Genomic DNA, 26,314 nt, shown 5'->3' on the forward strand with positions numbered 1-26,314 from the left:
GGCGACCTGTTTCGTACAGCGGCGTAGCCCACCGAATAACCTGGATTCTCACTATCTATATAATATTAAATGTCTTTCCATTGTCTAGGTTGGGCACTAATCAGAGCCGACTTGCTTCACCGTTACTCGAATGCACGCTCGCTTCCCCGGCGCCATCGATTCAGCTATCTTGGATCCGACGATCCTCCGCTTGTCCAGGCTCAGGCCGAGCTGCGGCAGCTTCAGACTGGTCGCCGCCGCCGCTGCTGCAACCGAGGCAACATCACTTCGCAGATTTGCCCAAGACCTCCTGACCGCTGCTTGCTTCTGCAAATCGGCTCCGATACCGCGTCTCGAAAGTGGCTTGGATGGCTTCAGCCATCAACGCCCGAAGCTGTTCGCCCTCGGTCGGCGCGACACCGGTCTGCTTCCAATCCTGGCGCTCGAACTCTGAGGCATCGATAGTGAATTCGTCGCTACGGTCCTGCTTGCCAAGTACATCGTAGGCGTAAATGTGTTCGACCAAATCCACCGGACCTCTGGCATCGGCAAACAGACCACCAACTCTTAAAACACCCAAAATCTCGACATAGGCGATCAACTGTCCGCTCATCGGCACCGAACGGACGATGATTTTGTGGCCAATAGGAATATCCGGCCCCTTCAGGCCGGGAAGACCCTCAACCATGTATCGAAACGTCCCACCATGACTCTGCATGGCCCCGATCACTGCTACGAGACGCTCCCAGTCCATAAAGGCGCGGCCCGTCGTATGGATGAGATACAACCAAATAGCCGTCGTCACACCACCGAACACACCCTGCGGACTGAAATCCAGACCCATCCTTAACTCGTCGCCGTCCTCAATCCCGACCGTGCGGGCATGCTGCTCAGCCTGGTTTGCGTCAAATTGAGGAAATTCTTTCTCCGCGCGTCTCAAGAGCTGCCGGAACGTCGTCATGTCGCCAGCCGAAATGTGCACTTCGTGTCCGTCAGCAATAGGCGTGACGTCATAAACAACATTTACTGCCGTCATGCTACCATCCCGCTCCAATCGGACGCGGCGGCCATTGCGGGTTTCGATCAGTTTAGGCGGATTCTTCCCACGGTCTCTCGGCAAATCGAGAAGCGTCGGCCAATCCCCAAACGCCTTGACCAGCGCATTATCAGCCAAAGCGTCGAGCTTGGTGTTGCACGTCTGGCAAATTATGCCTTTCGGTTTGAGCCGACCACCAAGCGCATTCGGGATGATGTGCGCCTCGGAGTCATTCTCGCCAGTCAGCGCCTCACCACAGCCTTGGCAAATCTTCTGTGGACTTGCATTCTCTTTCTCTTCGCTCAAAATCCTACTTCTCCAATTCGCCCGCGTAGGCAATCGTTCATTCGCCAGCCGGTATTCGATCCGTTCGCTCTGCGAACTGCACAAACATGTTGTCCAACATGGACTGACCGATGCCAACTGTCTGCGCTTCAATCTCACGCAAAATCGCCATATGGGAAATCGCCTTCATAAGCTCAGTGGCATCCCAAAGATCTGCGCCTTCAAGAATCTGCGAGGTCTTGTCCGTCCGGTGTGCGTAAAAATTCCGTGTGGCAGCCAGTTGCGAAATAGCCGCCTTCTGTTTCAGGCCAGGGCGAAGTACCTTGATTTCTGCCGCGAAGAGCTCCCAGTAGTATTTTAGCCGTTGGCGAAGCCCTGGCTCGTGCGCATGAGCCAATACGCCGCCAACACGATCAACGACATCGTCGGAAATGCCCGCTGTCCGGAGAGTATCCAAGATAGGTACTGCGGCAATTGGGCTTGCTGACAGAGGCGCTGTCCGACGATGAGCAGCCTCGATCGCTTGAACAAAAAGCTGAAATCGTAATGCTGGCTCCAGATCCCGTTGCTCTAAACCCTGGAAATGCAGACTGACTGCATCTGCCAGTCCATCTGCTCGAACCAGCCAACGGTCGAGAAGCGCCGCCAGCTCAACAGGATCGTCAAAACTCACGATCCTGTTAGCTGGCTTATCAGAAAGCTGCGTTGCGCGGAGACCGTGGATACCGACATCATGGGGCCGACCATCTTCGATCAGCCGGAGATACGCCTCGTTGATACCTAACATCCGCCCCATTAACAGAGAAAAAAATTGCCTCACCCGATTCATCTTTTTCAGCGCCGTGTCCAAATCGACAGGCGTCTCGAAGCGCAGTTTGACAGGATACTTAAAAGCAAGTGATGGGCCTCCAACGAGGTCACCGTTAGTCTTCATGTCTTGGCCAAGCTCCACTATGAGCTTCGCTTCAGAACAATCGAGTTCGATCGGCTTCGCTGGATTGAAGGCCCAATTCAATGCAATTCGATTGTCCGGCAACAGCATAATCGAGTGCTGCAGGCCCGTAACGTGGTGAATCTTCGCGACATCCTCGACATACACGCACCAGCAATCAGAACGAACATCATCCAGTGCCGGAAATAGAGCCTCTTCCAGCGCAAAGGACACGCTGAACATGCTCATCCCGCCAACGCCGAGCCTAGTTTTCGAGCTTATTCGACGAAGGTGTAACAAAGAAAAATAGCTGCTATTGGTTCGAAAATGAATCAAATCTAACTTATCCGGGATGACATCTCGGAAATGTCCTTCCGGATCGGACACTTCAAGACGAAGTCGATTGTTGATCAACCGAAGCGCCGCGCCGAAACGCTGTTCACCGAAAAATACATGGCCGCGACGTTCATCAGATAACACTTCGATACTCTCTTTTGCGTATAGAATCGAAGTCACCTTCGATCCGTTACTTTATGCCTCGAAGCGAACGCTTCTGGAAAGAGCGTTAGAGCAATACGCCCCGTCAAGCTCTGTGGATCGTCTTGCTCCGCCTTGAGCGCAATCGCCACCTTGCTCTGAACGCTCTTTGTTTCCAAAGTGTCTTTCCTGCCTGCAAGCTCAGCGAATCGACGGATGAGGCGCGCAAAGCGATGCCGCCGCTCTACGTTAAGAAATGTGTTCAACACCTCCACGAGATTCTTCTGGCGCGACCCTACCGGGTGGCCGTCAAGCAAGGAGAGCAAGCAGTTGATCAAGGAGTCGATATCGCCCTCCTCGAGTGTGCGGTCGTCGACATCGATGAGCGATAGCTTGTAAGCCAGCTCCGCAAGAAGCTCCCCTCGTTCCGGCCTCTGAGTACCATGCTCGCCAGTTGCCGCACGCCAACGTGCCAGGAAGTCCTCGTGCCAATGAGGCTCAGGCGCCACAGCAAAAGCGCGGCCACTCGAAAGCCAATTCAATTCATGAAGACCGACGAGCTTGGAATGCCACAGGTTCTCCCTGACCCAGAAAGCACGAAGAATGACCTCGTTCCGCTGCCGTGAGAGCTGAACGGTCTCGTTGTCCATCGAGAACAGGTTCTTATTATGCGAATAGAAAATGTCTTCGAATGAACTGAGAAGCCGTCCGTTTGTCGGAGGCGGCTCAAAATTCCAGGTCAGCCACAGGAGCCGATACGCCTCGCTGTCATAGAAATCTTCGCGTTGGATGATGATCGGAATCTGGGTTGTCGCAAGCTGAACTTCGACGACAACTGGCGCTTCATCATAAACTGCACGCACATCGGGGCGCCGGCGGCCCCCTTCGCTGATGAGATATGCATCGATAATTACGCTTTCCGGCTTGGTCCGGCGATCCGCCGTGAGGAGTTCACCAACAATGTTTTTGATCTTCGCATGCAACGGACTTTCTTGAGCGCCGTCAAACTGCTGCGCACTGACTACGTCCACGCCGGAGGGCATCCCGGTCCACCATAAGCAGTCCTCAGGAGCGCCCGGATGATGCTTCCAATAAGGCTGTCCGGTTCGACCTTCACGCGGAGCGTAGACCGCATGCCCGCATAAGCCACAAACGTAACGCGGTCGACGATCCAGCCGGGCTCTGGTCGCAAGCCGCCTGACAATCTGGTAGTCGTCTTTGGGCATCCCCATCAAGGCATCGCTTGAAATCGTAAGCATCGTCTCCAGATCGATGGCTCGTTTAAGTGTCCTCTTGAATTGCTTCCCAGCCATCGCGACAAATCATCCCCATCAAACCGCATTCTAATTATTGCATTCCGGTGCAAGGCGATTGAACTAACAAACCTCTCCTCGCGGTGCTTGCCGAGGCGTCCGAACAGCTCCAGACCCGATCGGCCTTACACAGCAAAAGGCCACCACTAAGGGACTGAGCCGCAGGCTACTAGGACGCCCCGTAAACGGTCGGACGGCCATCAATGATGTCCTTGTCAGCCCCGACCATCGTTGGCCGAATCCAAAGCAACCTGCTTTCTGCCAGCGCTTTCCCAAACCGTTGATTCCGCCAGTGTCCCCGCCGCCAATGGCCAACGGCTGTCCCGCCGAGCATCTTTCGCTTGTCGAATGAAGTTCGATAGCCGCAGAAATTGATCCAGCGACAACCATCCTGGCGTGCTCGCGCTTCGGCCAATTTTCTTGCTTTGCCTTTGGCCCGCCTTACCTTTTCATGGACCCGCGGATCGCTTAGTCGTTTTTCCTGATCGCGATCGGGATAATTCAAATAGCAGACGAGGTTGAACACCAGTCGCGTGACCTCCTCCAGAACCGTCGGGTCGGAAATCACGTTGTGAAGATCATCAGGATGCCCATCCTCTTCTCGAAAGGTATCCATTGGAATGGCCGAGCGGCGACCACGCTCGATGCCATCTGCAACCGTATTGCGGTGCGAGACAAAATCGTAATACGCACGGAGTGTTGGCTGGCCCAAAAGTTCGGTCAATGAAAGCGATGTCGGAGCATGATCACGCCGACGGAAAGTGAAATCCACGCTGAACATCAAGTATGAGCGCCACTCGCCCGAACCGCGGATATCCACCTTGGCTGCTATTTCATCCATCACCGCATCGGGATCTAGCAGGTATCGGTCATAAAGCTGTTGGGCGGCCGAATTGTCAGCCAGTAGCTTCGCAATGTAACTGTCAAAGCTTGCAAAACTTTCGGAGCCCTTGCGCAGGCTGTCCAGAGCGCCTGGGATTCGCTCAAGATCCGCCCATTGTTTTCTCTGCTCAGCGATCAGTTCGTTCGGAGGGCGGGGGATCAACCGGAGAGAGTCAACCAGGCAGGTTTCAGCGGTGACATAGAATCCATCGACTACCCAATCGCGATTGTAGTCGGGCAGAAAATGTCCCGGTGTGAGAGCAACATAGAATGTGTTGTACGGCATCCGCAGGTTCTGGACGGGCAACTCATCCACGTCCGTATCGGCAAGCATTGCCAACAAGTCGGGGGCAAACTCAAATATCTGTTGCCCATCGTGGCGCCAGCTTCTGAGCACGGAACGCCAGTTACCCTCGCGCAAGATAACCTCCCAGGCTGTTCTTTCCGGCACGCCGTGAGGGAACTCTGCGAGAAAGGCGTCTTCGTGAGGCGCCACCACCTGCCGGTAATAGCTTTCCCGCTCTGCGTCGGTACCGTCCGGCCTATTGCTATCGACCGCCCAGTAAGCGTCAAGCCGAGGCTGTAAACCGCGCAATTCGGCTTCATGACGCCAAGCGTGCAACTGAGAAAGCCTCACGGCTGGATTAGTCACAACTCCCCCCAAAACAACAGATTCAGCTCACTGCAAGTTCTCGCTCAAACTCAGCAAGAAACGCTCATGTTAGTATGAATCGGGAAGCCGGAGCAGCGTCAACGTCTGATTGATTGACTCCAAAAACTCTTCCGCTGCTTGTCCGGCGATAAGCTCGGACAAGGGCCCGTGCGATTCTTGCCCGGAGCGCAGCATAAGTGAGATTCCCTCGCACCTATCAACCTCTATCTTGAAATTGGCGCCCTGAGAATATATATTCCGATCCATCGGAAGATTAAATTAGGAGGCCTACATGCCCGCTGTCGCGGAAATGCTGAAGGCGACCGAGGCCGCTGTCGTCTCGCGCGTGAGCCTGCGCGACATCAATCGCGTCATCGATGAGCGCATCCTGCCAGATGCCTTCGTGTCACTCGACAACGGGCGGTATGTTCTCGCTGGCGCATGCTCCTTCATTGCGTTTTACTTCGAGAGCGCCAAGCGCCTCACCTCGGAAGAACGGCTGTTCGCCATTAAGACCGCCGGCCCTAGGCTGACGCGCTCCCGTGCGCTCGCCTGGGCGGCATTGCTGCGCGAAGACTGGACCGTGCGCGACGAGTTCCTGACCATCGATCTGTTGCCCTTCGTGAAGGGCACGAGCGAGCGGCTGGACGATCTGGCAGCAGCGCGCGAAATCGTCTGTACCTCCGACGATATTCTCAGCAGTACGCCAGTCATTCGTGGCACTCGCGTTCCTGTCTACGATGTCGCAGCCGCCGTCGCGGCCGGTCGCCCGATCGAGCGCATCCTTGACGCCTGGCCAAGCCTCGATGCCGAGAAGGTTCGCCTTGCCGCGATCTATGCGGAAGCCAACCCGCTCCGCGGCCGGCCCCGCGTCTCGGGCGACCTCCCGGAAGGCTCGACCATCGTCACTGACCGGCGCGTACCTCGCCGTAGGAAGGCGGGATGAAGCTTCTAATCGACGAATGTCTCAGCCCAGAGCTTGCGAAGATCGCAATCGACAAAGAACACGGCGAAACCAGCCATATCGTTTGGCTGGGGCTCGGAGGATATAAAGACTGGGAGTTGACGCCGATCATCCTGGATGGCGACTGGATCTTCGTCACCAAGAACTCGGTCGACTTCCGAGGGCCAAGGGACAAGCCCGGAACGAAGGGGCAGTATGCCGATGTCGCGATTCATGCCGGCCTGATCTGCCTCAACGGCCCTCCTGGCATGGATCTCGATATGCAGATCGAACTCTTCGAGCAGGCTCTGCTCGAACTCGATGCCGACCCTGATCTGGTGAACCAAGTGCTCGAAATCACGCTCGACGACGACGATGATCTGCGCGTGCTCCGCTACGCGCTTCCTGCCGAAGAAAGCTGAGGTGGCAGCATGGCCCTGACGATGCCGACAGCATGGCGTTATGGCTCCCCCGGTGCGATGCCCCCGGTAGCGGTGAATGCCTTTAATTCACTTGTTCACTCCATCGCCAGCCAATCGGAATCGTCCTGGTCGATCTTTGAGCTGTTCAAGGCGAAATTCACTGGCGGCCAATCCTGGAGCTCCAGCGAAAGCTGGGCGATCAGCGACCTTCATGGTGCGATGATGTCGGCCGGGGACAATGCCCCGGTATTTATCAGCGCCTTCTGGGATGGGTGCGCGCAGATACAGACGGCGCATCCGGAAATAGGCCTCCCTGACGCCGATGTCGTCAACCAGATCCTCTATGAACATGAAGTGCCCTATGAGGTGAGGCCCCCAGCCCTGCTGGCACGCCATCCACAGACACCTATTGTCGTCCAGACGCCGCAGAAATCGCTGGGCCAACGCGCGCATGAGCTTATTCACACCTCGCTCGACCAAGCCGATCGCCTTCTTCTCGAACAACGGCCGCGGCAGGCAGTGCAGGAAATTCTTTGGCTCCTTGAAACGGTGTCGACGGCATTCCAGGGTCAGGAAAGCGGATCGGGAACGGTCGAAGGAAAATACTTCAACGAGATCATCCGCGCCCTGCGCAAAAATAACGGCGGCAGCGCGCTGGCCGAAGCGCTCGGTTGGATGACCAAGATGCACGGTTTCCTCTCTTCGCCGGGCGGCGGCGGCGTCCGACATGGCACGCAACTCGCGGCCGATGTTTCGCCGTCGCTGAGGGAGGCCCATCTCTACTGCAACCTGACACGCAGCTACATCAACTATCTCCTCGCGGAGTTGGCGGAGGTATCTTGATCGCCATCGCGCTTAAAGCGGGGAAGTCGCGTTCGAAACGGGAATGAAAATACTGAGGGACTGAGGGTGACCATGGCTGAGCTGATTAAGTTACCAAGACTGCTGTATAAATATCGAGGTTTCAGCCATCGCTTGCTCGACATGCTGGTCGCCGATGAACTGTACTATTCAGACCCGGGTGACTTCAACGACCCTCTCGACTGCCGACCAACGCTCGATGCGAACATTCCCAACGATCAGCTTGAACAGGTTCTTAGCCGTCTCCGCGAGCAGCGCATCCTTGATGAAATGCAGGCAGCGGCAAAGTCCCTCAAATATCGTGGCCCCAAAACCATCGATCACATAGCGCGGCACAGCCAGAAGGATGCCGCTCGGCTGCTTGAAGAAATCCGCTACCACGCCACAGATCCCAGCTACGAGATCGACGATCCCCTGCAATCGCTTCTGCGGCAGTATCTCGAAGAGGAACTGCTTCGCCGCTACGACCGTGGCATCGTTTCGTTCGGCGTCCGCGCCACATGTCCGTTGATGTGGAGCCATTATGGCGATCAGCACAACGGGATTTGTGCCGGCTACTCCGTTCCGGCCGGGGCGGAAGCCGACCTTCATAAAATCCGCTATGGGGGCAGTCGCAAGGTACTGGCCAGCGATGTGGCCGTGATGGAGATCGACAGCGCGGCGCGAGGCCGCGTTGACGAAGCCGTCCTGCTTCGCAAGGCCGCGAGCTGGCGTTATGAGCGGGAATGGCGCCTGATCGGGAGACGCGGCGCACAGGATTCACCGCTGGAACTCGAAGAAGTCGTCTTCGGCATTCGCTGCAAATCCACCGTCAAGTTTACGATCGTTCAGGCCCTGGCAAACCGAGGACGACCCGTGCGATTTTTCGAGATGCGCGAAGTGTCGGGTACTTTCCACCTCCGGAAGTACGCGCTCGACACCGATGAACTCGGAGCATCACTACCCCGGCGATCGCGCTCGATTTTTGAAGCCTTCGAGGTTCTGGATAAATAATGAAAACAGATTTCATAGAAGACTTGCTTTAAAACAACCTGTGGATGCTAAAAAGCTTTTAAGTCACATGGATTCGGACAGAGCAATAGGCCATCTATTTCTGCCGACACACGCGGAGGGGCAATGATCGGTAGAGGTTCGCAGTGGCGGCGTTGGGAGCCGCATATCCATGCGCCGGGGACAATCCTGAACAATCAGTTCGGCGGCGGCGATCCCTGGGAGGCCTATCTCACATCACTGGAAAGCTGCACGCCGACGATCGGAGCGGTAGCTGTCACCGACTACTATGTTACTGACACGTATGAGGAGGTGTTGCGACGCAAGCAGGCGGGGCGCTTGCCCAACGTCCAGCTCATCTTTCCAAATGTCGAACTGCGGCTCGACATCGCCGCCAAGACCGGCTTCGTCAATGTGCACCTGCTAGTTAGTCCGGAAGATTCTAATCATTTGGCCGAACTGCATCGCATTCTCCAACGATTGCAGTTCCAGGCGCATGGCGACACCTATAACTGTACTCGCAACGACCTGATTGCTCTGGGCAAGCGCGCCGACACCGCCATCATCGACGATGGCGCGGCTCTGCGCCACGGTGCCACGCAGTTCAAGGTCAACTTCGCTCAACTGCGCCAGGTGCTAAGAGACAGCGACTGGGCGAAGGCCAACATTTTGGTCGCAGTGGCCGGCGCAGCGGGAGATGGAACGTCGGGGTTGCGACAGGCGGCCGATGCGACGATGCGCCAGGAGATCGAGCGGTTCGCCCACATCATCTTCTCAAGCAGCCCCGCACAGCGCGAATTCTGGTTTGGCAAAAAAGGTGTGAGCGTCGAGCAACTCCGCGAAAACTATGATGGTTGCAAGCCCTGCCTGCACGGAAGTGACGCCCATGATCAAAAGAGCGTAGGCCAACCCGTCGAAGAGCGCTTCTCATGGATCAAGGGCGGGCTCGAGTTCGATGCACTGCGCCAAGCCTGCATCGATCCGGAAGGCCGCGCTTACGTCGGAACGGAACCGCCGCGAACCGCTATGCCCTCGCAAGTCATTTCGCACATCTCCATTGCTGATGCAGATTGGGCCGCGACTCCCAAAATCCCGCTAAACCCCGGCCTGGTGGCTATCATCGGGGCTCGCGGTTCCGGGAAAACGGCCCTCGCCGATATGATTGCTGCTGGATGCGATGCCATCACGCCATCTGGATGGAGCGCCAGCGAGAATGCTAGTCCCTCCTTCCTTGTCCGCGCCCGCAAGCTGGTCGGCAATGCGACGGCCACGTTGACCTGGGGTGGTGGTGCCACCATCACACGCGCGCTCGATGGTCGGGACGCCAACAATCATCTATCCTTTCCGCGCGCCCGATATTTGTCGCAGCAATTCGTGGAAGAGCTCTGCTCTTCCGGCGGCTTCTCTGACGGTCTGATCGCCGAGATCGAACGTGTGATTTTCGAATCCCACTCCGACGATCAGCGGGACGGTGCGATCGACTTCGCCGAGTTGCGCAGCCATAGCACAAGTCGCTTCCAGCAAGCCCGTGAGCGAGAAGCCGAAGCTATTGCCGACATTTCCGATCGCATCGCTACGGAACTGGAAAAGGAAAGTTCGGTCGCGACTCTGACTGCGCAGGTGACCCAGAAAACCAGCCTGATCAAAAGCTACAATGAAGATCTCGCCAAACTCGTCGTCAAGGGCACCGAAGCTCAGGCACAACGGCACACGCAACTCAGTCAGGCGGTGCAGGCCGTACGCAGCAAGATTCAGGGGTTCGGCAATCAGCGGCGGACCTTCCTCGCCCTGCAGGATGAGGTGAAAAGCACCCGCGCGACCAAGGCGCCCGAATTGTTGCGGCAGGCCAGGGAACGCCATCAGCAAGGCCATATGAACGATCAGCAGTGGGACGAATTTCTGCTGGTCTATAAAGGCGATGTCGACAAGAGTCTGGCGGGTTACGTCACATGGGCGGATCAACAGATCGCCGCCCTTAATGGTGTTCCTCTGCCACCGGGAATTCCCGCGCCACCCATCGCCGACGGTGCCGATCTTTCGACACTCACCCTCAACGTTCTTCAAGCCGAGATGACACGGCTCGAAGCTCTGGTCAGCGCAGACAAATTGATCCGGGATCAGTATTCCGCGCTTTCGCTCCGTATCGCGCAGGAGAACACCGCCCTTCAGAGCCTGCAGACCCGTCTCACCGATTCGCAGGGCGCCGCTGTCCGCAAGAAGGACCTGCAAACCGAACGTGATGCAGCCTATGGCCGTGTGTTCGAAGCGATCATCAATGAGCAGATGGCGCTCGCTAGTCTCTACGCTCCCCTTATGAGCCGTCTGGCAGCGTCATCGGGAACCTTGCAAAAGCTCGGCTTCTCCGTGCGACGTATCGTTGATGTCGAAGCCTGGGGAACGATTGCCGAGGAGAAACTCCTAGATCGTAGAAAGGCCGGCCCCTTCAATGGTCGTGGATCGCTGATCCAGTTGGCCAATACAGCGCTCAAGCCGGCGTGGGAAAATGGGACGGCAGCGGATGTGCAGACCGCAATGGCCACCTTCATTTCAACCTATCTGAGAGACTTGATCGGGCACGCCCCAATCGCTCAAACGCAACAGGCGGAGTTTCGCGCCTGGCTGAAGGAATTTGCCCATTGGCTCTTTGCAACCGATCATATCTCAGTGCGCTACGAGATCGTCTATGACGGCATCGATATCCGCAAGCTCTCACCCGGCACGCGAGGCATCGTTCTCCTTCTTCTCTATCTGGCTTTGGATGATGCCGATGACCGTCCGCTCATCATCGATCAGCCCGAGGAGAATCTCGATCCCAAGTCCGTCTTCGACGAACTCGTCTCGCTGTTCATAGCTGCGAAGTCCAAGCGGCAGGTGATCATGGTCACCCACAATGCGAACCTCGTGATCAATACGGATGCGGATCAGATCATCGTTGCAGAAGTCGGCCCGCATCAGATTGGCGGTCTGCCCCCGATCACCTACAGGGCTGGGGGTCTGGAAAATGCCAATATCCGCAAGGCAGTTTGTGACATTCTTGAAGGTGGCGAGGAGGCATTTCGTGAGCGGGCACGGCGTCTGCGCGTCAGACTGGAAAGATGAAATGCGTTCATCCGGATTGACAGCTTTCAGGCATTACAGAAAGGCGTTTTTGTGGGGGAAGGCCTTCCCCCTGGCCGGCGACGTGGTCGCCGGCACACCCCCATCAGCGGGGAGACCCCGCAACGCCCCCAGCCCAGCCATAAACTGAGCAACCGCTGGCTACATGCTTGCCCGTTACCTGCCCACATGCTACGACCCTCCAGTCGATAAGAGAGCAGGCCGTTGGTAGTTCGGCCGCTTCCACGTATGTGGAAGTTTCTCGTCCTCCAGGACATCCACGACAGTGCCAACCGTGATCCCACGGCGCACTGGTGTGTCCGAGGCTATCTTCAACGTCACGGCGCACCTAGCTTTTTTGAAAGGATGCACGATGACGACAACACCAAAGAAATTTCTCATTACTGGCGGTGCCGGTGGCATCGGTCTGGCGCTCGCGAGGGCGCTGATCGCCGAAGGTAACGCCGTAATTGCTTGTGGTCGCGACCAAGGTCGACTTGATGCGGCCAGAACCTTGGTTCCAGAATTGTTGACCAGACAATGCGATGTCTCGGATCGACAAGATCGCACCGCCCTGGTGAATTGGATTGCTCAGGAGCATCCAGACCTTTCCGCACTTATCAACAACGCTGCAGTGCAGACCAAGACAGACTTCAGCCGTCCACTCGATGAAGCCCAGGTCACCGCAGAAATGCAGATCAACTTCCTCGCGCCTTTGATGCTATCGCTGGAGTTGCTGCCGATCCTGAAGTCGCAGGACGCAGCCATGATCATAAACCTGTCGTCAGGTCTGGCATTTTGTCCGGTCGCATCCCTGCCCGTTTATAGCGCGTCCAAAGCGGCGCTACATTCGGTGACACTGAGCCTGCGGCACCAACTCGCCTCTCAGGCGGTCCGCGTGATCGAGATCATTGCCCCTCCCGTAGACACAAGCCTTGGCGGCCATGCGGCGCTGGACGCAATCGCCGCTGGGCTGCCTGTCCTTAAACCAGAGGAGTTTGCTGCGGAGGTCGTGGGTGCCCTGGGCAAAGACCAAGACGAGATCGCGATCGGCATCGCACAGGCGAGCCGGCAGCAGGGCGAGGCCCTCTTCGCTTTGATGAACCAAGCGTAACTGAAAAGTATGCAGTCGCCCGCCCTGGAAAGCGGGCGATGGGCAGGCACTGCGGCTTGGAGGCCATCATGAGCAAACCCATAGAAATCGTTGAACGCTCGTTAGACGAAGAAGATATCCGTTCGATGTCTGAAACGATGCTCCCGCATCACATAAAATCCTGCCAACTTGAAGGTAAGGATCTCTCAAGACTGAATTTTTCGGGATGGACTTTTGAGGCCTCCTCGCTGGTGCGCACCAAATTCGATAGTGCCCAGTTGGAGGGCTCGAGATTTATACGTTGTAGAGCCGGACACGCTAGCCTGGAGGCTGCCAACCTGTCGGAAGCGGTGCTGAGCAACAGCGATTTCAACAATGCCAATCTTAGGCGAGCCAAGCTGAACCAAGCCGAAATTGCCGACTGCAAGTTCACGGGGGCGGACATGTCCTCAATAGCGGCTTTGGCCATAAAGTTGAGTGGAAGCATTTTCTCCGCGGCGGCGCTGCCAGCGATGTCATTCCGCAAGCAAGTGCTTGAACGCCTGGACTTCAGCATGGCAGACCTGTCGCGATGCGATTTTCGGGATGCTATTTTACGCGAGTGTAGTCTGAGGGAAGCTAATCTGGTTGATACCCGATTCGAAGGCGCCGATTTGCGAGGGGCTGACGTGGGCGGGATCAAGCTCGTCGATGCCAGAAAGTTCAAGGGCGCCATCATCTCACGCCAGCAAGCAGGTCAATTACTGTCAGAATTGGGAATATTGGTACGCTAACGGCCGCCACCGAACCTAACCTTTATTCGTGGTGAACTAGACCGGCATCGCTCTACCGTGAGGCTCGACAAAGTCGAGTTCAGAACGGGCGCCGCCCGCAGCCAGCCCGATCTTTGGAGAGGCGTGAATCGGGTTTGCGCCTTTGCGCTCCTCAGGCTTTCCGGTTCTCCGCTTGTGCGGCCGAAAGAGAGTAAGAGGAGTGTGGGGATTTTCGTGACGGGTTCAGGACGGGAGAGAGGCTCTCGGCACCCGTCGCGGAGACTATCACGATGGCACCTGCTGCTCAGAAAATCACCCTGTCGTCCTCGCGCGACATTCCCTTCAACAAGCTGATCCTCAGCCAATCGAACGTCCGCAAGGTCAAGGCTGGCATCTCGATTGAGGAACTGTCGCAGGACATCGCCCGCCGCGGCCTGCTTCAGGGCCTTAATGTCCGACCTGTCGTCGATGCAGAGGGCAATCAGACCGGCATGTTCGAGATTCCCGCTGGTGGCCGCCGCTACCGCGCGCTTGAACTTCTGGTCAAGGCCAAGCGCCTCGCCAGGACCGCGCCGGTGCCCTGCGTCGTGCGCGAAGCTGGTAGCGACATCCTACCTGAGGACGACAGCCTCGCCGAAAACCTTCAGCGCGCGCCCCTCCATCCCCTCGATCAGTATCGCGCCTTCCAGGATATGCGTCTCAAGGGCATGTCCGAGGAAGAAATCGCGGCGGCATTCTTCGTTTCCACCAATATCGTGAAGCAGCGCCTGCGGTTGGCTTCCGTCGCGCCCTCGCTGCTCAACCTCTATGCCGAGGACGGCGTGACGCTCGAACAGCTCATGGCTTTCACCGTCAATCCCGATCACAGCCGTCAGGAACAGGTCTGGGACGCGATCAAGGATAGCTGGTCGAAGGAGCCGCACCAGATCCGCCGCATGTTGACCGAAACAACGGTACGCGCCTCCGACAAGCGGGCGCAATTCGTCGGCATCGAGGCTTATGAGGCAGCCGGCGGCATCGTGCTCAACGACCTCTTCCAGTCCGACGATGGCGGCTGGCTGCAGGATGTCGGCCTGCTTGAGCAGCTCACCGACGACAAGCTGAAGGCGCAAGCCGAGGCGATCGGCTCTGAGGGCTGGAAATGGGTCGATGCCCGCACCGAGACGCCCTATGGATATGGCCACGGCCTGCGCCGGCTGATCGGCACGACCACGCCCCTGAGCGATGAAGAACAGGCGACCTTCGACGCCCTCACCGCAGAATATGAGGCACTCGAAGCGGAATATGCCGAGGCAGAACAATACCCTGAGGAAGTTGACGAGCGTGTTGGCGAGATCGAAACGGCGCTTGCCGCCTTCGACGATCGTCCGGTCGTCTACGACCCAGCCGAGATCGCCCGCGCCGGTGTATTCATCAGCATCGACCGCGAAGGCCGCATGTCGATCGATCGCGGCTATGTCCACCCCGAGGATGAAGCCCCTCTCGCCGTCGATGGCGGCGACGACACTGAGGGCGCGGTCACGCCGCCCGGCGGTTCGGCATCGTCGATCTCGGCACGACAGCACGCAGTCATCACCATTGGCGGCCAGCCGACCGAACAGGATGATGACGAAGAGGATGTCATCAAGCCGCTGCCCGAGCGGCTGGTCTCAGAACTGACAGCGCACCGTACGCTGGCGCTCCATAATGCGCTGGCGAATAATCCCCATGTTGCAATGACCGCCTTGCTGCACAGGCTGGTGACGGAGCGCTACCACTATTCCGCGCCGAGCGGATGCTTGGAAGTGACCGTGCGTCATCACTTCTTCTCGGCCCAGGGCAATGACCTCAAGGACAGCGCTTCCGCCAAGGCCATCGCACAGCGTTACGACGACTGGAAGACCGATCTGCCCACCGAGCCGACTGCCCTGTGGGACTGGATCGCAGCACTCGACGACGCGAGCCGCATGGCCTTGCTCGCCCATTGCGTCAGCTATGGCGTCAATGCGCTCGTCGAGAAGGTCGACCGTTACGGCGGCTCAGGGCTTTCGCAGCACAGCCTCGACCAGCGCATCACGCAGGCCGATCGACTGGCCCGCGCCACCGCCCTCGACATGGTCGACGAAGCAGGATGGCGTCCGACGGTTGAGAACTATCTTGGTCGCGTCACCAAGCCGAGAATCCTCGAGGCTGTCCGTGAAGGCGCTGGCGAACGCGCGGCCCAGCTCATCGAGCATCTCAAGAAAGGCGACATGGCAAAGGAAGCCGAACGCCTGCTAGCCGATACCGGCTGGTTGCCCTCGCCGCTGCGTCTGATCGAGACCGAACAGTCCCCGGTCATTGAGGTGGAAGCTGAGACCGCGGCACTGCCGGACTTCCTCTCCGGCGTCGACGAGGATGCCGGCGACATCGACGCCGATCCGACGCACCTGATCGCGGCGGAATAATCAGCCACAGCGGGGCGGTCACGGTCGCCCCGTCTGCTCCCCTTCGCCCCTCCAAGCCTGGCATCCGCCGGGCCATTCTCGTTTCAGGAGACCTGACTGTGTCTGCATCACTTGTTTTCGATATCGCCCCGCTCGGCTCACTTGTGGCCTATGCCAACGGAGAGCCCAAACCGCCAGCGCGCTTCACCAAGAAGCTTGCCGCTTGGGAACGGAACAATGGCGTCGGCCGCCTTGTCCGCAAGGAGCCCATGCGCGAACGCCCAACCTACACGTCCCCTCCATGCTTCACCCTGCATGAAGGCAATTTCGGCCAAAGCGGCATCATCCTCGTCACGATCATGCGGACTTACGGCATCGACAGCAGCCTGATCTTCCGCGTCATCGAACGCCCTCAGATCGGCCAGGTCCGTGTCGTGCAAGACATCGGCGACAATGTGGAGCTTCTCCATCTCGCCGAAAGCCGTGAAGCCGCCGAACTCTGGTTGGCGAAGACCGGATGCGCGCGCGCGCATCTCGAGGAGATTTCGGCTGACGAGGTTGGCGCCGATGTCATCGAAGGACGCATCGCCGCCTGATCACAACGTTCCATCCAGCTAGGCCCGCTGTCGAAAGATCGCGGGCCAACTTCGTTTTTCTGGGAGATCATCATGGCCATCGCCGACCATGCCCGCGCCAACTTCAACCTGCCTCTGTGTGCCGCAGCCGACGGCAATGCAACGGGTACGCACATCGGAGGATCCGCGTCGTGATCGACATAGACACCATCTTTGCGCTCGATCGTGAGCAGCCGCCCGCGGAACGCTCGCTGCCGTGGGAGGACAATTGCAATGGATTGGCCGTCGTCGTTGAGCCAAAACCGCATTGGGCCAACGATCTGCTGGTCTACAAACTCACGTCCCGCGAGTATTGTTGCTATCGCGACTGGACCGAGAATGGATCGGCAGCCCGTTTCATCGGCCATGTCGACACTACCGGCGATGACGTCATGATGAAGGCAAGGGGGATGATCGCCCGCGAAATTGCGGATGGTCTGTGGTGCTAAACCACGGCCCAGAGGAACCGCCGCGCGGCGATGTGATAGCGGAGCGTCTTCGCCGCGAAGAGATTAGATTTCGGCTTTTGACCATGCAGGGTCGAGAGAGCCGACGGCAACGCCCGCGGCATTTGTCAGGAAACACGCTAACTACCGATCAGAGCATCGGCGAGACTGACGAAACACAGCATCTGCATAAGGGGTTACGGCTCTGGTCAGATGCGAAATACCATTCCCGCTTCCATTCGCAAACCTTGGTCCGATCCGTCTCTTTGACAATCAACCCGTGAAGGGTCGGCTTACGCGAGCGTGCCGCCCTCGCGGATTCGGGGCATTCCCGAACACACGAGGGTGATTGCAGATCCGATCAGACACTTCGGGCGCCTGTCGCGCGGGGGATGGTCCCCCGCCTCCCCAAGACAGGAGCCGGAACCATGTCCTTTGCAGATGCCACCGCTTTCGCCGCCAGCCTCGCCACCACCCTGATGGTCTCGATCGTCGTTTTCCAGGCAGGAGACGGCACCCACGCGGCGATGGTCGCCTCCGAGTTCGACGGCGACGAAGACATGGTCGAGCTCGAGATCGATCCCTTCCAGTGAGGCGCAAGCGCCTCACATCAACGGCCCGTGGCACCTTGCGCCCGGGCCTTGCGGCGTGGTCGGCCAACTCCACCACACCCATAAAAGCCGAAACCTGAGCTTCGGCAACCACCGCAATAAGAGTGAGAGGACGGAGGTGGAGGCCATGACGGGATGAGGGTTGGGAGAGAGACTTCCGCCGCCTGTCACGGAGTGATCCTCATGCGACACAGCACACCACAGGCCGCCGCCTTCATACCTGCCAAAAAGATCACATTCGACGAGTTGGTCTCACATCTGCGCAGCGCGGCGCGTTTTCCCCTCCGCATCGTCATGATCGGGACCGCCACGTTCATCGATGACGATCCCCAGGCCGAGCTGATCTTCTACGACCGCACCGTCCATCTCGCCGAATGCGGTTCTCTGCAAGATGCCATCATCACCGCCGAAACCCGCATCGCCCATGCCGATATCAAAGGCAGTGCGGGCGCCGGCGTTCGCTACTCGCCGCGCATCGTCACCGTAATCGACCGCGAGGGACGGCTTGTTGTCGCAGGCGAAGTCCGTGCACAGAACATCAGTTGGTGCGATCCCGTGACGTCCGACGGCGAGGCCCGCATGGTCGTCACCGAAGCCAGCCAATTGCGGGGAAAGGCCTTCGCAGAAGCAAGCTCCGACAATTCCGACGCCGCGCGGTGCCTGCGCTTCCGCGCCGGTGTTCTCGAAGGCCGGCTCGTTGACAGTATCTGGCGCGAGCCTGCCCGCGAAGCGCTCCTCCAGGCCACCTGACCAACACTCATTCCCTACCCCATGCCTGGCGGCCGCGCCGGGCGTTTTTGTTTCAGGAGCCCGACATGGCCGACTATTTCACCCATTTCTCCTGCCTGCTCAATGTCGGAACACCCGACAATGCGGCGCACGCGCTCGATCTCTATAATCGCCTGTCCGAGGATGGCGCCTCCGAGGATCCGCCGTCCAACGGCTTCTTGCTGTCCATCCAGCCCGAGCATGGCGGAACGCAGCTCTGGATGCGCGATGACGTGACCGGCGATCCCGAACGCCTCACCCAATTCGTCAAGCTTTGCGCCACGGAATTCCGGCTGACCGGCAGATGGGGTTTTCAGTACGCAAATACCTGCTCGAAAGCTCGTATCAACGCTTTCGGCGGCGGTGCGCATGTGATGGATCTGGCAACCGGGGAAACGATCGCCTGGACTTACACCGATGGCTGGCTCGCGGAAGTCCTCGACGGAGGTGATTCCAATGCCTGAGATCATCGAAACAACCGTCTATCGCCTACATGAGTTGTCCGATGCCGCAAAGGACAAAGCACGCGCTTGGTATCGGGAAGCCTCCGGCGACGATGATTGGCACGAGTTCGTCTTCGAGGATTTCGAGGCGATCTGCACCATTCTCGGTGTGCGGCTGAAAACCCGCCCGTTACGGCTTCATGGCGGCGGCACCCGACAGAAGCCTTGCATCTGGTTTCGCGGGTTCTGGAGCCAGGGTGACGGAGCTTGCTATGAAGCCTTCTATTCCTATCAGAAGGTAGCGCCGCGCCAGATTCGGGGCCATGCGCCGAAGGACTACGAACTGCACCGTATCGCGGAAGCGCTGCAGGCGATCCAGCAACGCAACTTCTTCCAGCTCAACGCCGAGGCCAGCCACCACGGTCACTACTACCACGAACATTGCATGTCGATTTCGGTCGAGCGTAAGCGGGTAGGCCACCCCACGTAGCGGATTTTCGGTTTGAGGCTCATTTTCCTCGTGAATCACGAGGAGAGTCATATGAGCGACAAGGTGAGTCAGGTCCGAACGTTCGAGGTTTTGACGGCGACTGCGGTGTCGCCGCGTCGGCCGCCGCGTCATTGGTCGGAGGATGAGAAGGCGCGGCTGGTTGCGGAGGCGTTTTCGCCGGGAAGCACGGTGGCAGAGGTCGCCCGCGCTTATGAGCTGGATGTGTCGCAACTCTATGCGTGGCGGCGGAAGGCTTTATCGTCGGGGACGGTCGCGCCGTTGGCAGTGCCCTTGGGCGGGCGTGGCGGCTCGCCGAACGATCCGTTGAAGTTCACGCGATTTGATGCGGGTGCCGGCGCGCCGGTGGAGATCGTGCTGGGCGATGCTGTCGTGCGTGTCGGCGGCGATATCGATCCTGACCAGTTGGCGGGGATCATCCGCGCGGTGCGCCAGGCATGATCGCGTCGGGTGTTGTGGTTTACGTATCGGCGCAGCCGGTGGACTTCCGTAAAGGAGCGGCGTCCCTGATGGCGCTGGTGAGGGATAGCGGCCTCGACCCGTTCTCGGGTGCTCTGCATGTGTTCCGGTCGAAACGGGCGGACCGTATTCGCATCGTGTGGTGGGATGGCAGCGGGGTCTGTCTCTATGCGAAAGTTCTGGAGGAAAACAGCTTCTGCTGGCCGGGCATATCGGCTGCGCGGCTGCGTCTGGACCATTCGCAGCTCATGGCGCTTCTGGCAGGTCTCGATTGGAAGAGGATCCGACCCGCGCGGATCAAACGCCCGCAGTTGACGGGGTGAACATGCCTGCCGGATTGCGCGCTAAAATCGGCTGAACCCATTGGAAAATAGGGCGTTTTGTGCTCTATTCCCTCCATGGTTTTGCCCGTTGCCGAACTGCCGGACGATGTTGATGCGCTGAAGGCGATGATCCAGGCAATGGCGCGCGAACATGCCGAAATCGCCCGCGGGAATGCGGCCCGATTGGACGCTGCGATGGCAGAAGTCGCCCGTCTGAAGGCGGTGGAGGCGGCAGCCAATGAGCGGATCGCCAACCTGACGACGATCATGAACGTCCTGCAACGCACGCAGCATGGCACCCGGTCGGAGCGGCTGCGGCTTGCCGTGGATGACGAGCAGGTATCCTTTGCCTTCGAGGAGGTCGAGACGGGTCTTGCGGCGATCCAGAGTGAGCTTGACCGCGCGAGCGGCGACAAGCCGAAGCGCGCGCCGCGTCCGCGCAAGGGCTTTGCCGCCCATCTCGTACGCATCGAGGAGATCGTTGAGCCGGAAATCCCCGCCGAATATGTCGGGCTGGAAAAGGTTCTGATCGGCGAGGATCGGTCCGAGCGCCTGGATGTCGTGCCGCCGAAGTTCCGGGTCATCGTGACGCGCCGCCCCAAATATGCCTTCCGGGGCCATGACGGCGTGATCCAGGCGCTGGCGCCAGCGCACATCATCGAAAGCGGCCTGCCGACGGAGCGGCTGCTGGCCTATATTGCCGTCTCCAAATATGGCGACGGTCTTCCGCTCTACAGGCAGGAGGCGATCTACCTGCGCGACGGCGTCGAGATCAGCCGGAACCTGATGGCGCAATGGATGGGGCATCTGGGGTTCGAGCTTCAGATATGCGCCGATTATATCCTGGAGCGGGTCAAGGAGGGCGAAAGGATCTTTGCCGACGAAACGACCTTGCCCACCCTTGTACCCGGCTCCGGGAAGGCCATGAAGGCCTGGCTCTGGGCTTACGCACGCGATGATCGGCCCTATGGCGGAACCTGCCCGCCGATGGTGGCCTATCGCTTCGAGGACAGCCGAGGCGGCGAGTGCGTGGCACGTCATCTCACCGGGTTCAACGGTATCCTTCAGGTCGACGGATATCCCGCCTATACGAGCCTTGCTAAGGCGCGCGCCAAGGCTGGCAGCAATGACACGATCCAGCTTGCCGGGTGCTGGGCGCATCTGAGGCGAAAGTTCTACGACCTGCACATTGCCGGGGTCTCGCAGGTCGCGACGGATACGATCGTCACCATGAGTGCGCTGTGGAAGATCGAGGATGAGGTGCGTGGTCGAGATGCTGAGACCAGGGCGGCGCGGCGGCAGGAAAGGGCCACGCCCATCGTCGCCGGTCTCTTCGACCTGTGGGAGAGCGAACTGCGTAAAGTCTCCGGCAAATCCAAAACCGCCGAGGCGATCCGCTATGGGCTCACCCGGCGCGAGACGCTGGAGCGGTTCCTGACCGATGGTCGCATCGAGATCGACTCCAACATTGTCGAGCGCGCAATCAGGCCCCAGACGATCACGAGGAAGAACAGTCTGTTCGCCGGAAGCGAGGGCGGTGGTCGCACCTGGGCAACGCTCGCCACGCTTCTTCAGACCTGCAAGATGAATGACGTCGATCCGCTTGCCTGGCTGGCTCAGACCCTACGCCGCATCGCTCAAGGCTGGCCGGCCGCCGACATCGAAGCCCTGATGCCATGGAACTTCAAGCCCGACGCCATCGGCTGACCGCTTACGGTCGAGCGCGACAGCCCGACTTATCAGGACAAGACGACCGATGCGGAGGAGACCGTGACCGAACTTCTGCGCGATCTTGCCCGCTGGCTCTACCGCCAGCTCGAACGCGAATACGAGCACCATCTGTCTGACGCAGTTGTCGATGAAATGCTCACTATCAACGGCCACACATTCACAAAGTCAGGCGATCGTTTTGAATGATCGGCTGAGTCAACGCTTGCCACAATTGCGACGGGCCCCTATTCGGTATTCGTGCTGAGCGTGTATCTGCTGCTCAGACAACGGAGACTGGATGTCAGAGCTTGTGTGATAAGGCTCTCTGAAAATCAGAGAGCCTCGTGAAATTCTAAGCCGCCGGGCGCTCACGCGCCAGGGCGTTTTTTCACATCTATACACGAGCCTATTATGAACATCTCTCGAAATGACCCACGTGCTCTGCGCGCTCTCGCCCTTCGCGGCCATATTCTGCGTGAACGCGACCGCGGCCCAAAGATTAAGACCGTTGGCTGCTTTGTTCGCGACGGGATAATCCTTGCCGACTATGGCCCAGCTACATTCTCCCGACTGCGGCGAAAAAGCTTTATCGAAGCCAGATCAGGCCAGCCTTATCGTATCTCCAGACGTGGTCTCATCGCCGTGCGCTCTCAACTCGACAATCAGGGAGTCTGACATGCAGATCCGTAACGAAATTACAGGCGACACGCCGGCAGTCAGCCAGCTTGTCACTGAAGCGTTCGGGACGCTTCCGCAATCAAGCGGCACCGAGGCGAATATCGTCGAGGCACTGCGGGCGCAGGGTGCGCTCACCCTTTCGCTTGTCGCCGAGGACGACGGTGAAGTGATCGGTTACCTGGCCGCCTCAGCCGCACGGATCGGGATGCAGAACGGCTGGGCGCTACTCGGTCCGCTTGCCGTTTTACCGTCGAGGCATCGCCAAGGCATCGGCACGGCCCTTATAGCCGAAGCTTTACTGCGACTTCGGGCAACCAGCAGGGGCGCCGCATTGGTGGGTGATCCCGGCTACTACGGCAGGTTCGGTTTTCGGACTTTCATTGACCTGTGCGTCGTCGGTTGCCCTCCCGAGTTTGTTCAGGCCTTGCCATTCGACGGCGTTGAGCCGCGTGGTGAACTGATCCATCACTCGGCATTCGGTCTGAACCAGCAGGGATGACACAAGGTTGGGCTGCATTTCCCGAGAGGTGCAGCCCGGCCCCTATCGTCGCAGACGGCGAATGCGACAGTGCTCGAACCGTCCTTCCGTTATTTTCCGATGCCGGCGGGAGCTTACCGCTCTGTTGCGTCGCGTATACGAAAAAAGCGGATGTCCGCTCTGATGCAGAAACAGCAACCGACAGATCAACTTCTCATAGCTTGCAATCGAGCTCCAGAGGCGCTCACCCAGCCAAGCGCGCCAGAATTGCTTCGACATCGTCGAGAAAGTCTGTCCAGGTGCCGTCCTCGTCAATGCCATTCATGCGCATGAGGAACAGCCCCTCCACCGCAAGAAAGGCCACACGCGCCGCCTGTGCATCCGGTGACGCTCCCGAAAGCCGGCGAAAAATCCCGAGATACCAGTCGCGTGTTTCACTAAGGTTCACCGGATCCTCCAGGTAGCTGACCAAAAGCCCGGCCACCTTGGCATTCATTGCTTGCTGTGAAGCTCTGGTCGCCGCGATGTAGCGTCTGACGAACGTGACCGGGTCCTCGGCAGCGTCGTCCCCCAGCATCGCGTCGAATTGGCTGGTCCAGCGATCAATTACAGCGCGCACCAGGTCGTCCTTGGTAGCGAAGGAATATTGCACCCCGCCTTTGGAAATCCCCGCCGCCTGTGCAAGGGCGCCGATGGTCAGCGCTGACCCGCCGCCACTACACACAATCTCTTCGGCTAAATCCAGCAACCTGTCGCGGCTGATCGTCGGTTTCCTGCCCATCGGTCCTCTGCCTGCTCACTCGCCTATTGAAATCCATACGTATGTATTTATATCGGAGCCTGCAACAGAATTCTAGGTGAATAGACTATGGCCGCCCTTCAACCCGATCCGAAACGCTGGCTGGTGCTGCTGGCCGTAATGCTAGCCTTTCTGCCAGTGGCGTTGGACATGACCATCCTTCATGTCGCGGTGCCAACGCTGACTCAAGCACTGGGTGCTTCCAGCACCCAGGTACTGTGGATCATCGACATCTATCCGCTGCTGATGGCCGGGCTTCTGGTTCCGATGGGGACGTTGGCAGACAAGGTTGGCAATCGCCGCATCCTCTTGACCGGGCTTACAATCTTTGGTGTTGCCTCGGCATTGGCGGCTTTCGCGCCGAATGCACCCATGTTGATCGCGGCGCGGATGCTGCTGGCGCTTGGTGGTTCGATGATCATGCCGTGCGTGCTCGGCATCATCCGCCGCACGTTTGATGATGAGTCTGAGCGCGGTCTGGCCCTTGGCCTCTGGGGAACAGTCGGCGCCGCGGGCGCGGCGGTGGGTCCGCTGATCGGTGGCGCACTGCTGGAGCACTTCTGGTGGGGCTCGGTTTTTCTCATCAACATTCCGGTGATGCTGGTCGTTGCCCCCGCCTGCTGGTTCCTTTTACCCCGGCGTGAGGAAACCAGTCCTGGCCACTGGGCAATCGGGCAAGCGCTCTTGCTGATCGTCGGAATGATCTCGGTAGTCTATGCAATCAAGGCAGGGTTCGGTGCCAAGCAGCCGCCGGCGGTGGCTCTGCTGGTGCTGGTCTTCGGTGTCGTTCTGCTTGTGCTCTTTGCCCAAAAGCAGCTGCGCACGGCTCAACCGATGCTGGATCTGTCACTATTCGCGCACCCGTTCATTGTCGCGGGCATGGTCATGGCGATGGTTGCCAGCGGAGCGTTGGCCGGGGTCGAGCTGACCTTGGCGCAAGAACTGCAATACGTGCTCGACAAGACACCGCTTCAGGCAGGGATCTTCATGATCCCGATTATGGCTGCCGCAGCGGTGGGCGGGCCGTTCGCGGGCTGGCTGTCGGGCCGGTTCGGGCTGAGACCCGTGGCCTGCCTTTCGATGGCGATCTCGGCACTGGCGCTGGCCTGGCTCGCAGTCAGGGATTTTCACACGCCGGGGCTGATCGTGCCGGCACTGCTGGCAATTCTGGGGCTGGCGCTAAGTATCGGTCTGACGTCTTCCTCAATCGCGATCATGGGATCTGTCGAGGCCAGCAAGGCCGGCGCAGGGGGATCGCTGGAGGCCACAGGCTATGAGCTTGGTACCGGCCTCGGGATCACACTGTTCGGAGTGTTCATGTCGGCCGTTTACGAGCGCAACTTCGAACTGCATTCGGAAATACCGGAGGGTCTAGCCCAACAGGCCGCGCGCTCCATCGGTGACAGCTATTTGGTGGCCCATCAGCTTGTGGCAGATCAGGGGAGCGAAGTGATCGCGGCGGGGAAAGCTGCGTTTTCAATGACCCATTCGGTACTGCTGATGACTGCCGCGGTGTTGATCGGAATGCTGGCGGTGCTGGTATTCTTTCTTCTTGCGGGGTCCCGAAAGGTCGCCAGCAGACATCATTGAAGCGTAGGCAGCCAACAGCCACCGCATTGAGCAAGCAAGTTCGAGTGGCAGCAATGGGCGGCCAAAATTGACCCAAGCTTCTGCGTGAGGGCAACAGCCTTAAGAGGAAGAGGACTTTGGAAGGGGGTCGAGTCCGTGCGGTCGAGAGAGAGCGCCGCCGGAACTTTACCCTTCCGACTCTCTGGAGGCATCAACCCCATGTCCTTATCCGATACCGCAGTACGCCTTGCTACACTCGTCCCTGAGCGCCGCCGTCAAACCTTCCTCCCAACGATGTTCGGCACTCGGCACCTGATCATCGCAGAGAACACCCTCTACAATCTCATGGGCTGGCTCAGTCCGCAGGATTACGGCGGGGGTCTCTGGGACTTCTACGAACAGGAGGGCATGCCCCTCTATCTTGTGCCAACCTCCAGGCCCCGCTACCGGATCGTCTGTGAGACGAACGGCTACGAGGGCGAAGTCCCCGCCGAGGCAGCCGGCATCATCGCCACGCTGTTCACCTTCTCCCATCTCTCGTTCAAGTACCAATCCGATCTTCTGGTCGAGGGGTATGACCGCCTCTATGCATATGCTGCGGATCATTCCGAGGCGTCCGAAATTTTTCAGGCCATCGACTGAGCATACTGAGCGCCCCGCCTCACGGCCGGGCGCTTTTTTCATGTCGGCCACGGCCGTTCCTTTCAGAGGAAGAGGAAGGCCGGGACGGGTTTGAGCCAGTGCGGTCGAGAGAGAGCGCTGCGCGGCTCGATCCGTTCCCGCTCTCCGAG

At 58.8% G+C, this 26,314-nt stretch carries 25 protein-coding genes and 2 pseudogenes; 22 read left to right on the plus strand and 5 right to left on the minus strand.

What is annotated here, in order from left to right:
* Positions 1-262 precede the first annotated feature (262 nt).
* The 4 genes from ABDF71_RS16395 to ABDF71_RS16410 form a co-directional block, all read right to left on the minus strand.
* Positions 263-1,321 carry an HNH endonuclease gene (locus tag ABDF71_RS16395; RefSeq protein WP_062424993.1) on the minus strand — a complete coding sequence of 353 codons (1,059 nt, stop codon included), beginning with the start codon at positions 1,319-1,321 and terminating at the stop codon, positions 263-265.
* A gap of 37 nt (positions 1,322-1,358) precedes the next feature.
* On the minus strand, positions 1,359-2,747 hold the full coding sequence (locus ABDF71_RS16400) for a HEPN domain-containing protein (RefSeq protein ID WP_156379275.1): 1,389 nt from the start codon (positions 2,745-2,747) through the stop codon (positions 1,359-1,361).
* Positions 2,744-4,021, minus strand: coding sequence for a DUF6035 family protein (locus ABDF71_RS16405; RefSeq protein ID WP_062424995.1), 1,278 nt, complete (start codon positions 4,019-4,021; stop codon positions 2,744-2,746). The genes ABDF71_RS16400 and ABDF71_RS16405 overlap by 4 nt, the downstream gene beginning before the upstream one ends.
* 169 nt (positions 4,022-4,190) lie before the next feature.
* Complete coding sequence (locus ABDF71_RS16410; RefSeq protein WP_156379276.1) at positions 4,191-5,555, minus strand: AcrVA2 family anti-CRISPR protein; 1,365 nt, start codon at positions 5,553-5,555, stop codon at positions 4,191-4,193.
* A 292-nt stretch (positions 5,556-5,847) separates the two neighbouring features.
* Here ABDF71_RS16410 and ABDF71_RS16415 point away from each other — a divergent pair, with 292 nt between their 5' ends.
* The 20 genes and pseudogenes from ABDF71_RS16415 (at position 5,848) to ABDF71_RS16510 (ending at position 23,176) form a co-directional block, all read left to right on the plus strand.
* The gene (locus ABDF71_RS16415; RefSeq protein ID WP_062424998.1) at positions 5,848-6,501 is read left to right on the plus strand and encodes a DUF433 domain-containing protein; all 654 of its coding nucleotides are present in this window, start codon (positions 5,848-5,850) and stop codon (positions 6,499-6,501) included.
* Entirely contained in the window at positions 6,498-6,920 is a 423-nt protein-coding gene (locus ABDF71_RS16420; protein ID WP_062424999.1) for a DUF5615 family PIN-like protein, read from the plus strand. The genes ABDF71_RS16415 and ABDF71_RS16420 overlap by 4 nt, the downstream gene beginning before the upstream one ends.
* 9 nt (positions 6,921-6,929) lie before the next feature.
* Positions 6,930-7,763: a hypothetical protein gene (locus ABDF71_RS16425; RefSeq protein ID WP_082546383.1), complete on the plus strand. Its 834-nt coding sequence runs from the start codon at positions 6,930-6,932 to the stop codon at positions 7,761-7,763.
* Positions 7,764-7,835: 72 nt separating this feature from the next.
* On the plus strand, positions 7,836-8,774 hold the full coding sequence (locus tag ABDF71_RS16430) for a DUF2971 domain-containing protein (RefSeq protein ID WP_062425000.1): 939 nt from the start codon (positions 7,836-7,838) through the stop codon (positions 8,772-8,774).
* 123 nt (positions 8,775-8,897) lie between these two features.
* The gene (locus tag ABDF71_RS16435; protein WP_062425001.1) at positions 8,898-11,870 is read left to right on the plus strand and encodes a TrlF family AAA-like ATPase; all 2,973 of its coding nucleotides are present in this window, start codon (positions 8,898-8,900) and stop codon (positions 11,868-11,870) included.
* A 370-nt stretch (positions 11,871-12,240) separates the two neighbouring features.
* Complete coding sequence (locus tag ABDF71_RS16440; protein WP_062425002.1) at positions 12,241-12,981, plus strand: SDR family oxidoreductase; 741 nt, start codon at positions 12,241-12,243, stop codon at positions 12,979-12,981.
* A gap of 68 nt (positions 12,982-13,049) precedes the next feature.
* Positions 13,050-13,733: a pentapeptide repeat-containing protein gene (locus tag ABDF71_RS16445; protein ID WP_082546391.1), complete on the plus strand. Its 684-nt coding sequence runs from the start codon at positions 13,050-13,052 to the stop codon at positions 13,731-13,733.
* Between the two features lie 269 nt (positions 13,734-14,002).
* On the plus strand, positions 14,003-16,138 hold the full coding sequence (locus tag ABDF71_RS16450; RefSeq protein WP_062425004.1) for a ParB/RepB/Spo0J family partition protein: 2,136 nt from the start codon (positions 14,003-14,005) through the stop codon (positions 16,136-16,138).
* A gap of 98 nt (positions 16,139-16,236) precedes the next feature.
* Positions 16,237-16,713 (plus strand): UCP036055 family protein, encoded by a 477-nt coding sequence (locus ABDF71_RS16455; RefSeq protein ID WP_062425005.1) that lies wholly within the window; start codon positions 16,237-16,239, stop codon positions 16,711-16,713.
* 170 nt (positions 16,714-16,883) lie between these two features.
* On the plus strand, positions 16,884-17,180 hold the full coding sequence (locus tag ABDF71_RS16460) for a hypothetical protein (RefSeq protein WP_062425006.1): 297 nt from the start codon (positions 16,884-16,886) through the stop codon (positions 17,178-17,180).
* 425 nt (positions 17,181-17,605) lie between these two features.
* Positions 17,606-17,770 carry a hypothetical protein gene (locus tag ABDF71_RS16465; protein WP_171380208.1) on the plus strand — a complete coding sequence of 55 codons (165 nt, stop codon included), beginning with the start codon at positions 17,606-17,608 and terminating at the stop codon, positions 17,768-17,770.
* Between the two features lie 153 nt (positions 17,771-17,923).
* Positions 17,924-18,538 carry a hypothetical protein gene (locus ABDF71_RS16470; protein ID WP_500061687.1) on the plus strand — a complete coding sequence of 205 codons (615 nt, stop codon included), beginning with the start codon at positions 17,924-17,926 and terminating at the stop codon, positions 18,536-18,538.
* Between the two features lie 65 nt (positions 18,539-18,603).
* Entirely contained in the window at positions 18,604-19,020 is a 417-nt protein-coding gene (locus tag ABDF71_RS16475) for a hypothetical protein (RefSeq protein ID WP_062425008.1), read from the plus strand.
* Positions 19,013-19,465 (plus strand): annotated as a pseudogene (locus ABDF71_RS16480) (DUF8835 domain-containing pootine); the annotation flags it as partial. The gene ABDF71_RS16475 and the pseudogene ABDF71_RS16480, both read left to right, overlap by 8 nt.
* 87 nt (positions 19,466-19,552) lie before the next feature.
* The gene (locus ABDF71_RS16485; protein WP_500061688.1) at positions 19,553-19,948 is read left to right on the plus strand and encodes a transposase; all 396 of its coding nucleotides are present in this window, start codon (positions 19,553-19,555) and stop codon (positions 19,946-19,948) included.
* Entirely contained in the window at positions 19,945-20,289 is a 345-nt protein-coding gene (gene tnpB / locus ABDF71_RS16490; protein ID WP_024269940.1) for an IS66 family insertion sequence element accessory protein TnpB, read from the plus strand. The genes ABDF71_RS16485 and tnpB overlap by 4 nt, the downstream gene beginning before the upstream one ends.
* A gap of 75 nt (positions 20,290-20,364) precedes the next feature.
* On the plus strand, positions 20,365-21,996 hold the full coding sequence (gene tnpC, locus ABDF71_RS16495; protein WP_133037267.1) for an IS66 family transposase: 1,632 nt from the start codon (positions 20,365-20,367) through the stop codon (positions 21,994-21,996).
* A gap of 18 nt (positions 21,997-22,014) precedes the next feature.
* A pseudogene (locus ABDF71_RS16500) lies at positions 22,015-22,206 on the plus strand (DUF8835 domain-containing pootine); the annotation flags it as partial.
* A gap of 204 nt (positions 22,207-22,410) precedes the next feature.
* The gene (locus ABDF71_RS16505; RefSeq protein WP_156379279.1) at positions 22,411-22,674 is read left to right on the plus strand and encodes a YjhX family toxin; all 264 of its coding nucleotides are present in this window, start codon (positions 22,411-22,413) and stop codon (positions 22,672-22,674) included.
* Position 22,675: 1 nt separating this feature from the next.
* Positions 22,676-23,176: a GNAT family N-acetyltransferase gene (locus tag ABDF71_RS16510; RefSeq protein ID WP_062425010.1), complete on the plus strand. Its 501-nt coding sequence runs from the start codon at positions 22,676-22,678 to the stop codon at positions 23,174-23,176.
* Between the two features lie 223 nt (positions 23,177-23,399).
* Here ABDF71_RS16510 and ABDF71_RS16515 read toward each other — a convergent pair whose 3' ends face one another.
* Positions 23,400-23,936 carry a TetR/AcrR family transcriptional regulator gene (locus tag ABDF71_RS16515; RefSeq protein WP_062425011.1) on the minus strand — a complete coding sequence of 179 codons (537 nt, stop codon included), beginning with the start codon at positions 23,934-23,936 and terminating at the stop codon, positions 23,400-23,402.
* A gap of 87 nt (positions 23,937-24,023) precedes the next feature.
* Between ABDF71_RS16515 and ABDF71_RS16520 the strand changes: the two genes are divergently transcribed.
* Together ABDF71_RS16520 and ABDF71_RS16525 are read left to right on the plus strand one after the other, a co-directional pair.
* Entirely contained in the window at positions 24,024-25,544 is a 1,521-nt protein-coding gene (locus ABDF71_RS16520) for an MFS transporter (protein WP_062425012.1), read from the plus strand.
* A 198-nt stretch (positions 25,545-25,742) separates the two neighbouring features.
* Positions 25,743-26,165, plus strand: coding sequence for an antirestriction protein (locus tag ABDF71_RS16525; RefSeq protein ID WP_062425013.1), 423 nt, complete (start codon positions 25,743-25,745; stop codon positions 26,163-26,165).
* The last annotated feature ends 149 nt before the right edge of the window (positions 26,166-26,314 follow it).

The sequence above is a fragment of the Ochrobactrum sp. WV_118_8 genome (assembly GCF_039631535.1).
GTDB lineage: Bacteria > Pseudomonadota > Alphaproteobacteria > Rhizobiales > Rhizobiaceae > Brucella > Brucella anthropi.

Bases quoted from the DNA above. Each gene is read 5' to 3' on its own strand.
- ABDF71_RS16405 (WP_062424995.1), bottom strand. From the start codon at position 4,021: ATGGCTGGGAAGCAATTCAAGAGGACACTTAAACGAGCCATCGATCTG.
- ABDF71_RS16415 (WP_062424998.1), top strand. From the start codon at position 5,848: ATGCCCGCTGTCGCGGAAATGCTGAAGGCGACCGAGGCCGCTGTCGTC.
- ABDF71_RS16420 (WP_062424999.1), top strand. From the start codon at position 6,498: ATGAAGCTTCTAATCGACGAATGTCTCAGCCCAGAGCTTGCGAAGATC.
- ABDF71_RS16425 (WP_082546383.1), top strand. From the start codon at position 6,930: ATGGCCCTGACGATGCCGACAGCATGGCGTTATGGCTCCCCCGGTGCG.
- ABDF71_RS16430 (WP_062425000.1), top strand. From the start codon at position 7,836: ATGGCTGAGCTGATTAAGTTACCAAGACTGCTGTATAAATATCGAGGT.
- ABDF71_RS16435 (WP_062425001.1), top strand. From the start codon at position 8,898: ATGATCGGTAGAGGTTCGCAGTGGCGGCGTTGGGAGCCGCATATCCAT.
- ABDF71_RS16440 (WP_062425002.1), top strand. From the start codon at position 12,241: ATGACGACAACACCAAAGAAATTTCTCATTACTGGCGGTGCCGGTGGC.
- ABDF71_RS16445 (WP_082546391.1), top strand. From the start codon at position 13,050: ATGAGCAAACCCATAGAAATCGTTGAACGCTCGTTAGACGAAGAAGAT.
- ABDF71_RS16450 (WP_062425004.1), top strand. From the start codon at position 14,003: ATGGCACCTGCTGCTCAGAAAATCACCCTGTCGTCCTCGCGCGACATT.
- ABDF71_RS16465 (WP_171380208.1), top strand. From the start codon at position 17,606: ATGTCCTTTGCAGATGCCACCGCTTTCGCCGCCAGCCTCGCCACCACC.
- ABDF71_RS16470 (WP_500061687.1), top strand. From the start codon at position 17,924: ATGAGGGTTGGGAGAGAGACTTCCGCCGCCTGTCACGGAGTGATCCTC.
- ABDF71_RS16475 (WP_062425008.1), top strand. From the start codon at position 18,604: ATGGCCGACTATTTCACCCATTTCTCCTGCCTGCTCAATGTCGGAACA.
- tnpB (WP_024269940.1), top strand. From the start codon at position 19,945: ATGATCGCGTCGGGTGTTGTGGTTTACGTATCGGCGCAGCCGGTGGAC.
- tnpC (WP_133037267.1), top strand. From the start codon at position 20,365: ATGGTTTTGCCCGTTGCCGAACTGCCGGACGATGTTGATGCGCTGAAG.
- ABDF71_RS16505 (WP_156379279.1), top strand. From the start codon at position 22,411: ATGAACATCTCTCGAAATGACCCACGTGCTCTGCGCGCTCTCGCCCTT.
- ABDF71_RS16510 (WP_062425010.1), top strand. From the start codon at position 22,676: ATGCAGATCCGTAACGAAATTACAGGCGACACGCCGGCAGTCAGCCAG.
- ABDF71_RS16515 (WP_062425011.1), bottom strand. From the start codon at position 23,936: ATGGGCAGGAAACCGACGATCAGCCGCGACAGGTTGCTGGATTTAGCC.
- ABDF71_RS16520 (WP_062425012.1), top strand. From the start codon at position 24,024: ATGGCCGCCCTTCAACCCGATCCGAAACGCTGGCTGGTGCTGCTGGCC.
- ABDF71_RS16525 (WP_062425013.1), top strand. From the start codon at position 25,743: ATGTCCTTATCCGATACCGCAGTACGCCTTGCTACACTCGTCCCTGAG.